The organism is Cupriavidus sp. U2, assembly GCF_009663685.2.
GTDB lineage: Bacteria > Pseudomonadota > Gammaproteobacteria > Burkholderiales > Burkholderiaceae > Cupriavidus > Cupriavidus necator_C.
The window spans coordinates 308,567-320,950 of record NZ_RCOG02000032.1 but is presented as its reverse complement, the minus strand read 5'-3'; the positions used below and the strand labels follow the sequence as shown (position 1 = coordinate 320,950).

Sequence of the window (12,384 nt, the reverse complement as noted above, 5' to 3'; positions counted from 1 at the left end):
AACAGGTCGGATCGGATCGATTCAGGTACGGGCGGGCTTGGCCGCCGCACGCGCCGCAGCCGCGCTGGCCGCGCTTGCGGCACCCGCCGCGCCCGGCGCCGGCGGGCGGCCGCCGTTGTTGACCGCGATGATGCGGGCGATCAGCGCGTCGGCGTCCTGCGCCACCTTGTCGTACACATCGGTCTGCAGCGGCCGGGCGGACTTGGCGCTGACCAGCGACGCGCCTTCTTCCTTGCGCACGTCGACCGTGACGTTCATCGACAGGCCCACGCGCAGCGGGTGGTCCTTCAGTTGCTGCGCGTCCAGCGCGATCCGCACCGGCAGGCGCTGCACCACCTTGATCCAGTTGCCGGTGGCGTTCTGCGCCGGCAGCAGCGAGAACGCGGCGCCGGTGCCGGCCGAAAAGCCTTCCACATGGCCCGTGTACTTGACCTTCGAGCCATAGACGTCGGCTTCCAGTTCCACCGGCTGGCCGATCCGCATATGCGTGATCTGCACTTCCTTGAAGTTGGCATCGACCCAGACCTGATCCAGCGGCACCACGGCCATCAGCGGCGTGCCGGCCGCCACGCGCTGGCCCACCTGCACCGAACGCTTGGCCACGTAGCCCGTCACGGGCGCCGGCATCGTCGAGCGCGCGAACGCCAGATAGGCCGAGCGCAGGTTGGCGGCGGCGCGCTGCACGTTCGGGTGCTTTTCCACAGTGGTCTGGTCGGTCAGCACCTGGTTCGAGGCCAATTGCTCGCGAGCGGCCACCAGCGCCGACTCGGCCGCCTTCAGCGCGGTCTGGGCGTGGGCGATTTCCTCGCTCGACACGGCGCCCGAACCGGCAATGGCCTGGCGGCGGCGCAAGTCGTCGCGGGCCTTGGCCACATCGGCTTCGCGCAGCGCCACCTGTGCGGACAGCGAACCATTGTTGACGTACAGCGTGCGCACCTCGCGCACGGCCTGGGCCAGCTGGGCTTCGGCCTGCTCCATCGCCACCTGGGTGTCGGCGCGATCGAGCTGGATCAGCGGCTGGCCGGCGGTCACCAGCTGCGTATCGTCGGCGGCAATCGACACCACGGTGCCGCCCACCAGCGGCGTGACCTGCACGACGTTGCCGGCGACGTAGGCGTCGTCGGTGTTCTCGAAATGGCGGGCGTAAAGGCCCCAGTACAGGCCATAGCCGATGCCGGCCACCACGACCGCGGCGGTCAGGGAAACGAGCAGGCGCTTGCGCTTGCCGTTGTTGTCGCCCGCGGGGGCTGCTTGCTGGTTGGTGCTCATGATGGGATCTCTCGAATCTCTGCGATGTGTCGTCTTGTCTGGTTTCGGCCGTTTCCGTCAGCCGGTGCCCTCAACCCTGCGTGCCGGGGGCCGCGCTTGCAGGCTTGCCGGATGCGCCATGGCTGGCGCTCTCGGCTTCCTGGTAGCCACCGCCAAGCGCCTTCATCAGGCTCATCTGCAGGTCGAGCCGGCGTGCCTGCAGGTCGGTGGCCAGCCGGCGCTGTTGCAATACGTTGCTTTCGGCATTGAGCACCGTCAGCTGCGTGCCCAGGCCGGCCTTGTAGCGCGTGGTGGACAGTGCGTAGGCGTGCTCGGCCAGGTTCAGCGCCTCGCGCTGCGTCTCGATCTGCTGGTCCACGCTGCGGATGCTGGTCACGGTGTCGGCGGTCTCGCGCAGCGCGTCGACCAGCGTCTGGTTGTAGCTGGCCGCCGCGATGTCGTACTGCGCGTACTTGCCCTTCAGGTTGGCGCGCAGGCGGCCGCCCTGGAAGATCGGCAGCGTTACCGACGGCCCCACGCCGAACGTGCGGCTCATGCTCATCAGCAGGTTCGACGGATCGAGCGAGGCCACCCCGGCAAAGGCGGTCAGCTTCACATCGGGCAGGAACTCCTTCTTCGCCACGGTGATGTCCTTGGACGACGCCTCCACGCGCCAGCGCGCGGCCACGATGTCCGGGCGGCGGCCAATCAGGCCGATGGTCAGGTCGTCGGGCAGTTGCGGCGTGGCGTTGGCCAGCAGCGTGGGCCGCGTGATCTGCAGGCCGCGGTCGGGCCCCTTGCCCAGCAGCGCGGCGATCTGGTTGCGCGCCAGCGCGATTTCCTCATCCACACGCTGCAGGTCGGTCTGGGCGGCGGCCACGGTGCCGCGCGCCTGGGTGGTTTCCACCTGGGTGTCGAGGCCGGCGGCCAGGCGCTGGCGCGACAGGTCGGTCAGGTCGCGGCGCTGGGCGATGGCGCGTTCGGCCACGTCGCGCTGCGCGTACAGCGCGGCCAGGCGGTTGTAGCCGCGGGCCACCGACGTGGTCAGCATTAGGCGCGCTGCCTGGGTCTCGGCTTCCATCGCACGGTCATCGGACAGCGCGGCTTCCAGCGCATCGCGGTTCTTGCCCCAGAAATCGAGGTCCCACGACAGGCCCAGCTGCAGGCGCGACTGGTTCTGCCATGACCCGGCCAGCGGCGTGCCCGTAAACAGGTCGGTCTCCGAGAAACGCTGGCGCACCAGGCTGCCTTCAAAGTCCACGCCGGGGTAGAGCGCCGAACGCGTGGCATCGGCCATCGCGCGCGAGGCTTCCAGGCGGCCAAAGGCCACCTGCAGGTTCGGATTGCCCTGGATGGCTTCGTCCACCAGCGCACGCAGTTGCGGATCGTGGAACTGGTCGACCCAGTCCTGCGACGGCCACTGGCCGTGTTCGCTGGCAAAGGTCTGCGGCGAGGCCAGCGTGCCGGCGTCGGTCATGGCCTGCGTGCTGTGCGAATTGCCCAGCGCGGCGCAACCGGCCAGCACGGCAGCGGCCAGCACGGTCAGCGCGAGCGTGCCCGTGCGGCGAAGCTGGCCCGCGCGGCTGGCACGGCAGGAAAGAGAATGAGCGGTGGTCATAGGGTGTGAACTGTGACGCGGTCTGGCGATTTCAGGAATGGCGTGTCTGACGATTGGAATTCTTCTTCGGTGTCGTGGGCGGCCCGCCTATCCTGTGTTGCGCTCGAAGGGACAGCCCGCCGGGTCGGGGCCGCCGTGGTTGGCGAGGATCCGCAGCAACATGCCGCGCAGCGCCTCGATCTCGTCATGGGTGAAGCCCTCGAAATGGCGGCGCATGACATTGCAGAAGACGGCCGGCAGCTTTTCGACCATGGCGTTGCCGGCCGGGGTGATCGACAGGTCCACCACACGGCGGTCGTCGTCGCGGCGCGTGCGCGCGATCAGGCCGCGCTTTTCCATGCGGCTCAGCAGGCGCGTGACCGATCCGGCATCGGTGTTCAGGTTGCGGGCCAGGTCAGTCACCGTGGTGGCCTCGCCCTTGGCCAGCATCATCAGGCAACTGGCCTGGGCGTGGGTCATGTCCAGGCTGCTGACCTCCTGCTCCACGCCCTGCGACAGCGTATTCTTGGCGCGCCCCAGCAGGTAGCCGACGCTCTTGCCGATTTCATAGTCGGCCGGGTCGAACAGGTCTTCGGGCGGGGATAGGGGTGTCGGGTACGTCATCTCTTGTCACTGCAATCTTTGCCTGGGCAAATATAAGCATGTCGCAAGTGATGTTCAAGCACTGAAATTCGTTATTGCGAAATACGCAATGACGCGTCTTGATCTATGCTGAACAGCAATAGAGTGTTCTGCGCTGCAACATGCTAGAATGTCGGGTTAATTTTTTCCGATAGCTCCGCCTTCAGGGGACGCCGAATGACCCGCGCCATCCGTAATATCGCCATCATCGCTCACGTCGATCATGGCAAGACCACCCTGGTCGACCAACTCCTGCGCCAGGCAGGCACCTTCCGCGACAACCAGCAAATCGCCGAACGGGTGATGGACTCGAACGACCTGGAAAAGGAACGCGGGATTACCATCCTCGCGAAGAACTGTGCCGTCGAGTACAACGGCACGCACATCAACATTGTCGATACCCCGGGCCACGCCGACTTCGGCGGTGAAGTGGAACGCGTGCTGTCGATGGTCGACGGCGTGCTGCTGCTGGTGGACGCCGTGGAAGGCCCGATGCCGCAAACGCGTTTCGTGACGCGCAAGGCACTGGCCCTGGGCCTGAAGCCCATCGTGGTGATCAACAAGATCGACCGCCCGGGCGCCCGCCCGGACTGGGTGATCAACCAGACCTTCGACCTGTTCGACAAGCTGGGCGCCAACGACGACCAACTCGATTTCTCGGTGATCTACGCCTCGGGCCTGAACGGCTACGCCGGCCTGACCGAGGACGTGCGCGACGGCGACATGAAGCCGCTGTTCGAGACCGTGCTGGACAAGGTGCCGGTGCGTAACGACGACCCGAACGGCCCGCTGCAGATGCAGATCATCTCGCTGGACTATTCGAGCTACGTCGGCAAGATCGGCGTGGGCCGCATTTCGCGTGGCCGCGCCAAGCCGCTGCAGGACGTGGTGGTCAAGTTCGGTCCGGAAGGCAACCCGATCAAGGGCCGTATCAACCAGGTGCTGAAGTTCAGCGGCCTGGAGCGCGAAATCGTGGCCGAGGCGGAAGCCGGCGACATCGTGCTGATCAACGGTATCGAGGAACTGGGCATCGGCTGCACGGTGTGCGCCCCGGAAGCCCCGGACGCGCTGCCCATGCTGAAGGTGGACGAGCCGACGCTGACGATGAATTTCTGCGTCAACACGTCGCCGCTGGCCGGCCGTGAAGGCAAGTTCGTGACCAGCCGCCAGCTGCGCGAACGTCTGGACCGCGAACTGAAGTCGAACGTGGCGCTGCGCGTGGCCGATACCGGCGACGACACCATCTTCGAAGTGTCGGGCCGTGGCGAACTGCACCTGACCATCCTGCTGGAAAACATGCGCCGCGAAGGCTACGAGCTGGCCGTGTCGCGTCCGCGCGTGGTGTTCAAGGACATCGGCGGCGTCAAGCACGAGCCGTACGAACTGCTGACCGTGGACGTCGAAGACGGCCACCAGGGTTCGGTCATGGAAGAGCTGGGCCGCCGCAAGGGCGAACTGCTCGACATGGCGTCGGACGGCAAGGGCCGTACCCGCCTGGAATACCGCATTCCGGCGCGTGGCCTGATCGGCTTCCAGGGTGAATTCCTGACGCTGACCCGTGGTACGGGCCTGATCAGCCACATCTTCGACGACTACGCACCGGTGCGCGAAGGCGGCCTGGGCGAGCGCCACAACGGTGTGCTGATCTCGCAGGACGACGGCGACGCCGTGGCCTACGCGCTGTGGAAGCTGCAGGATCGCGGCCGCATGTTCGTGAAGCCGGGCGATGCGCTGTACGAAGGCATGATCATCGGCATCCACAGCCGCGACAACGACCTGGTCGTGAACCCGATCAAGGGCAAGCAGCTGACCAACGTGCGCGCGTCGGGTACCGACGAAGCGGTGCGCCTGGTGCCGCCGATCCAGATGTCGCTGGAATACGCGGTGGAATTCATCGCCGACGACGAACTGGTGGAAATCACGCCGAAGAGCATCCGTCTGCGCAAGCGTCACCTGAAGGAGCACGAGCGCAAGCGTGCTTCGCGCGACGCGAACTGATTTCCGGTGTCCGGCCTGCTGGCCGGCTGGTAGCAAAAAACCGCGCCCTGGTGGCGCGGTTTTTTTTTCGTCGCCCGACTTAGGTTTGCTCCCCTCTCCCGCTCGCGGGAGAGGGGCCTGGGGAGAGGGCAAGCATATCAACCTCCGAAGCCGCAGCCCGCGGTCCTCGCCACTCCGGCGGCTTCCACAAATACCGCAGATCACGCTCGCGCCACACATCGGCAAACATGTCGCGCCATTCGTGAAACGTCAGCGTCAGCGGGTTATAGGTACGGACCTGGCGCGTGATGCCGTATTGCGGCGCCTCCTGCTCGGGCACGAAGGTGCCGAACATGCGATCCCAGACCGTCAGCACCCCGGCGTAGTTGCGGTCGATGTACTGCGGATTCTTCGCATGATGTACGCGGTGCACGCTTGGCGTATTGACCATCTTCTCAACGATCGGCCATCGTTGTCCGAGCCGCGTGTGGACGAAGAACTGGAACGCCAGGTTCAGGCCCACTGCCAGGATGACCCAATCTGGAGAAAATCCGATAAAAGCCAGCGGAATCCAGAACATCCACATGCCCGAGATCGGATAGGTCAGGCTTTGCCGGAACGCCGTGGAGAAGTTCATGCCTTCCGACGAGTGATGGGCCACGTGCGACGCCCACATCCATCGCACCCGATGGCTGGCGCGGTGGAACCAGTAATAAAGAAAGTCCTGCAGCAGCAACAGCAGTGCAAACGACCACCACGTCTGTGGCACGGCGCGCAGGCCGTGGGCGTAGCACCACGTGTAGACCGTGCGGATCATCAACCACAGAAAGAAGGCGTCCGATGCCTGGTGCATCAGCGCCAGCGTGGCGTTCGACAGCGTGTCGCGCCAACTGTAGACCGAGCGGTCGCGCTTGGACCAGTACCAGGCCTCCCAGCCAATCGTCAGCACGAAGACTGGCGCGAAGGCCATCAGGATCAGGCCGGGGTCAAAACCCTGGGCGGCGGGAGCGGCCGATGTCGTAGGAGATGTCATGGCGCAAGTGTGCATATTTCCGCCAGATTCGCACCGAGGATTTCCTCCATACGCACGTCAAGTGGCGCCCGCATAACGTTTTGCCATCCATCACGAAAATGAAGGACTGACTATCACCGGCAGGCAATCAAGTCGGCCCTCACAATGCCGTCATTGGGGCGACGGCCATGGAGGAGTGGCCGATATTCAAGTCACGGAGAGAACTGCCCCATGTTTCGCAACACTACGATTGGAACCCGTTTGTGGCTTCTGACAATTGTCACAAACTTGTTGCTGTTGATTGTCGGTGCCGTTGGTTGGATCGGCATGTCGCGTAGTAACGACGCCACGCGCCAGATCTACCAGCAGCAATTGTCGGCCGCCACGTATCTGGCCGAGGCGCGCTCGAATCAACTACTTGTGCGTGTGCTGCTGGACCAGGCGGCCTTTGCCACCGAAGCGGCCGACGCCAAGGCCCGCGCCGCCACGGCCCAGGACTTCGCGCGGCTGTCCGACGCCGCCTGGCAGTCGTATCTGGCCATTCCGCGAACCGACGAGCAGACACGCGCCACCGAGAATGTGTCAGAGAAACGCCGCGCGCTGTTCCAGGAGGGCGTGGCGCCGATGATCGCCGCCCTCAACGCAGGCAACCGCGATGCGATGATGAAGGCGGTCATGGAGACGATTCCGAAACTCGATATCCAGTTCACCGCCGTCAATACGGAACTTGGGCGCCTGCAGGTGGAAAGCGCCAAGGCTGTCTACGAGAATTCCCAGCATCGCTATGACCGGCTGCTGACCGTTTCCATCGCGGTCCTGGTGCTCGGCCTGGCGTTCAGCACCGTGGTGGCCTGGCGCCTGCGTGCGTCGATCGTCCATCCGCTGGATATCGCCATTGGCCGTTTTGCGCGGATGGCGGACGGCGATCTTAGTATTTCGGCGATGCGCGATGGCGCAGCAATCGCCGACGAGCATGCAAGAAGCGAGACCAGCCGCATGCTCGGCATGCTGGGGCGCATGCAGGGTCGCCTGGCCGAGATGGTGGGCGAAGTGCGCAGCGGCGCCGATTCGATTGCGGCGGCGAGCCAGCAGATCGCCAGCGGGAATGCCAACCTGTCGCAGCGTACCGAGCAGCAGGCCGCGTCGCTTCAGGAGACCGCTTCGAGCATGGAGGAGTTGACCAGCACCGTGCGCCACAACGCGGATAGCGCCCGCGAGGCCAGCACACTGGCGGTGGATGCGCGCCGGCTGGCAGAGACCGGCAGCCAGGCCGTATCGCGGGTGCAGAGCACGATGCAGCAGATCGACACCGGCGCCAACAAGGTGGTGGACATCATCGATGTGATCGAGAAGATCGCCTTCCAGACCAATATCCTGGCGCTCAATGCGGCCGTCGAAGCCGCGCGGGCCGGCGAGCACGGCCGTGGCTTCGCGGTGGTGGCCGGCGACGTGCGCGATCTGTCGCAGCGGTGCGCGGCGGCGTCGAAGGAAATCCGCACGCTGATCGGCGCCTCGGTGTCGAATGTGCGCGAAGGCACATCGCTGGTGGACGACGCGGAGCGCGCCATGCAGGACATCGTCAATGCGGTGCGCCGCGTGAGCGACATCGTCGGCGGCATCAGCGCGGCGTCGGACGAGCAGTCGCGGGGCATCGAACAGGTGAACGTGGCCGTCTCGCACATGGACGGCATGACGCAGCAGAACGCGGCGCTGGTGGAGGAAGCCGCCGCCGCGGCCGGGTCGCTCGAAGACCAGGCGCAACGGCTGACAGGGCTGATGTCGGCCTTCCGGCTGGCGTGATCGCCGGGGCTACAGTGGCTCGACAGACGCTGAGCCGATTCTGAAACGGCGTCGTCATCGAATCCGGGCAAGGCAGGTGGCGTAAAATTGCCGCCTACTGGAACGGAGACGGATATGACGGAGTTTGTATCGACGGCGGTGCAGGGCGGTGTGGCCTATCTGACGCTGACCCGCCCGCAGGCCCTGAATGCGCTGTCGCTCGACATGATTCGCGCGATCACGCAGGCACTGCAGCAGTGGGAGGCCGATGCCGCCGTGCACGCGGTGGTGGTGGCCGGCGCGGGCGGCAAGGCGTTCTGCGCCGGCGGCGATATCCGCTGGTTCCATCAGGCGTACTACGCCAACGACCCGATGCTCGACCAGTTCTTTGTCGAGGAGTACGCGCTCAACCATCTGATCCACCGCTACCGCAAGCCCTATATCGCCCTGATGGACGGCGTGGTGATGGGCGGCGGCATGGGCATCTCGCAGGGCGCGCGGCTGCGCATCGTCACTGACCGTACCAGGATGGCGATGCCGGAGACGAATATCGGCCTGTTCCCCGATGTGGGCGGCGGCTGGTTCCTGGCGCGTACGCCGGGCCATATCGGCGAGTACCTGGGTCTGACCGGCACGGTGATTCACGCCGCCGACGCCCTGTACGCGAAGCTGGCCGATGCGTATCTGCCGTCCAATGTAATGGCGGAACTGGCGGCATCGCTGCAGGCGCATGCGTTTGACAGCGGCGACGCCGTGCTGGCTCATATCGCCACCTTCACGGGTCAGCACGCGGCAGCGTGCGTGCCGCACGCCAGCCCGCTGGCGCAGCATGCCGGCATGATCGACACGCTGTTTGCCGGCGCCACGGCGCAGGAGATTCTGAGCGCGGTCAGCGACACGGCCGGCGACTGGGCGGCCCAGACCGCCGCCACGCTGCGCAGCCGGTCACCGCTGATGCTTTGCGTCACGCTGGAACAGATCCGCCGTGCGCGCACGATGACGCTGGAAGACGAACTGCGCATGGAGCTAGACATGATGTACGACGTGTTCCGTCATGGCGACGGCATCGAGGGCATCCGCGCGCTGGTCATCGACAAGGACCATCAGCCGAAGTGGAATCCGGCCCGCCTTGACGAAGTGACGCCGGGCCGCGTGCGCGCGTTCTTCGACAGCAAGTGGCGGCGCGAGGAACATCCGCTGGCTTCGCTGGGGTAGTCGCTCGGCCCGCTGCGCCATTCGCATCGGCACGGCAGTTGCGCGCAGTGGCCGGCGGCGGCGATGCAAGTCAAGTACAGTGTGGGGCAGGGCTGGCCCTGCTGCCGGAGCCGGCCTGTGATCCACTTCGACCGTGTGTGAACAGTGAAAGGAACCGTAATGAGCAATCCTCGTGATGTCGCCGTACTGGTGGGAAGCCTGCGCAAGGAATCCCTGAACCTGAAACTGGCCAAGGCCTTGGCCGCGATTGCGCCGCCGCAGCTCAAGCTCGATATCGTCGAGATTCGACAGTTGTCCCACTACAACCAGGACGACGACGCCAATCCGCCATCGGAATGGGTGGCCTTCCGCGACCGTATCCGCCGGGCCGATGCCGTCCTGTTCGTTACCCCTGAATACAACCGCTCGGTGCCGGGCGTGCTGAAAAATGCCATCGACGTGGGATCGCGCCCGTACGGGGAAAGCGCCTGGGACGGCAAGCCGGGTGGCGTGATCAGCGCGTCGCCGGGCAATATCGGCGGCTTTGGCGCCAACCATCATCTGCGCCAGTCGCTGGTGTTCCTGAATATTCCGGTGCTGCAACAGCCCGAAGCCTATATCAGCGGCGTGGACAAGCTGTTCGATGAGCAGGGCGGCATCAGCAACGACTCGACCCGGGGCTTCCTGAGCAAGTACCTGACGACCTTCGCGGCCTGGATCGACCGCAACGCCGCGGCGCGCTGACACTCGGCCGCCGACTACGCCGGCCCGATTCAAACGTCGGTAAGCCCCGTCCTACAAGGCGAAGCGGGGGAGACCCGACACCGGCAGTGAACCCTGCTTTCTATAGTGAAGCCATGTTCAAACACATAGACAAGGAGGAAACACCATGCCCTACATTCTCGCCTGGCTGCTCGGCGTACCGGCCTTCGTTCTGATCCTGATCTGGCTCTTCATGCACTGAGTGCATGCCGCCCAACATGAGAAACGGCGCCTTCCGGCGCCGTTTTTGCTGGCCGCGTGCCGCGCACGCGATGTGAGCGATCCGGGGCGCTGCTCAGGATCGTCATCTCGCGTATACTTGCGGGTCTTCCTCAGTCCCTCGGCCCAAAACCGAACCCGGACGCTCCCTCGACGCCATACCCATGACTGCAAATCCGCGCCGCATCTCGGTTGCCCCGATGATGGACTGGACTGATCGCCACTGCCGCACGTTCCATCGCGCGCTGAGCCAGCACACCTGGCTTTATACCGAGATGGTCACCACGGGCGCGCTGCTGCATGGCGATGTGGCGCGGCACCTGGATTTCGACGCGGCCGAGCAACCCGTGGCACTGCAGCTGGGCGGTAGTGAACCTGCCGATCTCGCGCAGGCGGCGAAGCTGGGTGAGCAGTGGGGCTATAAGGAAATCAACCTCAATTGCGGGTGCCCCTCGGAGCGCGTGCAGCGCGGAGCGTTCGGCGCGTGCCTGATGGCAGAGCCCCAGCTGGTTGCCGATTGCGTCAAGGCGATGCGGGATGTGGTGTCGGTGCCCGTGACGGTGAAGCATCGCATTGGTATCGATACGATCGAGCACTATGACTTTGTTCGCGACTTCGTTGGCATTATTGCCGAGGCGGGTTGCGAAACCTTTATCGTCCACGCCCGTAATGCCATTCTGAAAGGCCTTAGCCCGAAAGAAAATCGAGAAATTCCGCCGTTGCGGTACGAAGTTGCATACCAGCTGAAGAAAGAATTTCCGCAGCTGGAAATCCTGATTAACGGCGGGATTGTCTCTTATGGCGAAATGGAAGAGCATTTGCGCCACGTGGATGGGGTAATGATCGGCCGTCAGGCTTACCACGATCCCTATATCCTCGCTGAAATGGACAGCCGTTTCTACGGCGTTGACTCGCCGATTCCGACGCGCGAAGACGCCGAAATGGCCATGCAAGCCTATATCGGACAGCTGGTGGAGCGGGGCGGCTATATGGGCGCTGCCACCCGGCATATGCTGGGCCTCCACCGCGGGGTCTATGGCGGACGCGGCTGGCGCCGGGTGCTGTCGGATGCGCGGCGCATGAACGCTGCCCGCACCCGGGCCGATGTGGACGCGCTGTTCGAAGAAGCGCGTTCGCATCTGCGTCCAGACCTCCTCGAGGCGGCCTGAGCGACTCACGAACGTGAAGATCGTATGCGGGCCGGACTGGAAGAAAAACTCTAAATTCGAACGACCGTGCTATGCAGATGCCGCAAATGTATGCCCCAAGGGCGTTTGCGGCGGTTGAGGTGACTGGAAACCCGCGTGGGCAAAGGGATTCCCCTAATTCGCCAGTCCTGTGGCATGTTCTTACACTGTGCCTGCCCTCGAATACAGGGCTTTCTTCAACTGATTTTTGAGCCCGCCGTGTGCGGGCTTTTTTTCTGCCCCGTCTCGTTGTTACCACAGCAACCGTGGGTTTGCCCGGATGGTGTGCCGTGGGTTCGGGGTCTACATTGAATGTGCCTTCAGGGCATTGAGATCGCTAATTTAAGAGTCCGCTTGCGAGCGGGCTCTTTTTTTTCGTGGGTCATGCCATGCACGAATCGGGCATAAAACCGCGGCCGTACCGGAACACCGAAAAAAAAGCAGGCGATGCTCGTCGGGAGTGATCGCCTGTCGGGAATGTCGAGGGGGTCAATGTCCCTCGGGGAAGAGTATCCAACAGCATTATTTGCGACAGAACCCTGCCGTGGTGGGGCAAGACCCCCGCTGTTAAAGGCAGACTGATGGTTCCACTTGCGTATTGTTAAGACATGCCCTGTCGAGCGGCGCGTAGGTCATGTTACGATGCGCTGAAAAATGCCGCGACATTAGCCGGCATGGCGTGGGAGTCGTATCTTCACGGATGCGGCGCCAAGTGGGGGAAAAGCAGTTGGGCTGGCCGGTTCGAGCGGTGTGACGGGGAATGTCGA

Annotated in this window: 9 protein-coding genes; 5 read left to right on the top strand and 4 right to left on the bottom strand. The window is 64.4% G+C overall.

The window, feature by feature from the left end:
• Positions 1 to 21: 21 nt before the first annotated feature.
• From D9X30_RS25735 to D9X30_RS25725, 3 genes are all read right to left on the bottom strand, one after another.
• Positions 22 to 1,269 carry an HlyD family secretion protein gene (locus D9X30_RS25735; protein WP_153945215.1) on the bottom strand — a complete coding sequence of 416 codons (1,248 nt, stop codon included), beginning with the start codon at positions 1,267 to 1,269 and terminating at the stop codon, positions 22 to 24.
• Positions 1,270 to 1,339: 70 nt separating this feature from the next.
• Positions 1,340 to 2,866, bottom strand: a complete 1,527-nt coding sequence (locus D9X30_RS25730) for an AdeC/AdeK/OprM family multidrug efflux complex outer membrane factor (RefSeq protein WP_153945214.1) — start codon at positions 2,864 to 2,866, stop codon at positions 1,340 to 1,342.
• 87 nt (positions 2,867 to 2,953) lie between these two features.
• Positions 2,954 to 3,469: a MarR family winged helix-turn-helix transcriptional regulator gene (locus D9X30_RS25725; protein ID WP_153945213.1), complete on the bottom strand. Its 516-nt coding sequence runs from the start codon at positions 3,467 to 3,469 to the stop codon at positions 2,954 to 2,956.
• Positions 3,470 to 3,664: 195 nt separating this feature from the next.
• Between D9X30_RS25725 and typA the strand changes: the two genes are divergently transcribed.
• Positions 3,665 to 5,485: a translational GTPase TypA gene (gene typA / locus D9X30_RS25720; RefSeq protein WP_153945212.1), complete on the top strand. Its 1,821-nt coding sequence runs from the start codon at positions 3,665 to 3,667 to the stop codon at positions 5,483 to 5,485.
• A 79-nt stretch (positions 5,486 to 5,564) separates the two neighbouring features.
• On the opposite strand, the gene D9X30_RS25715 is transcribed toward typA, so the two are convergent.
• Positions 5,565 to 6,497, bottom strand: a complete 933-nt coding sequence (locus D9X30_RS25715) for a sterol desaturase family protein (RefSeq protein ID WP_153945211.1) — start codon at positions 6,495 to 6,497, stop codon at positions 5,565 to 5,567.
• 210 nt (positions 6,498 to 6,707) lie between these two features.
• On the opposite strand from D9X30_RS25715, the gene D9X30_RS25710 reads away from it, so the two are divergent.
• The 4 genes from D9X30_RS25710 (at position 6,708) to dusA (ending at position 11,599) form a co-directional block, all read left to right on the top strand.
• The gene (locus D9X30_RS25710) at positions 6,708 to 8,276 is read left to right on the top strand and encodes a methyl-accepting chemotaxis protein (protein ID WP_153945210.1); all 1,569 of its coding nucleotides are present in this window, start codon (positions 6,708 to 6,710) and stop codon (positions 8,274 to 8,276) included.
• A gap of 114 nt (positions 8,277 to 8,390) precedes the next feature.
• Positions 8,391 to 9,470 carry an enoyl-CoA hydratase/isomerase family protein gene (locus tag D9X30_RS25705; RefSeq protein WP_153945209.1) on the top strand — a complete coding sequence of 360 codons (1,080 nt, stop codon included), beginning with the start codon at positions 8,391 to 8,393 and terminating at the stop codon, positions 9,468 to 9,470.
• Between the two features lie 159 nt (positions 9,471 to 9,629).
• The gene (locus tag D9X30_RS25700) at positions 9,630 to 10,193 is read left to right on the top strand and encodes an NADPH-dependent FMN reductase (protein ID WP_153945208.1); all 564 of its coding nucleotides are present in this window, start codon (positions 9,630 to 9,632) and stop codon (positions 10,191 to 10,193) included.
• 401 nt (positions 10,194 to 10,594) lie between these two features.
• Entirely contained in the window at positions 10,595 to 11,599 is a 1,005-nt protein-coding gene (dusA, locus tag D9X30_RS25695) for a tRNA dihydrouridine(20/20a) synthase DusA (protein ID WP_153945207.1), read from the top strand.
• Positions 11,600 to 12,384 lie beyond the last annotated feature (785 nt).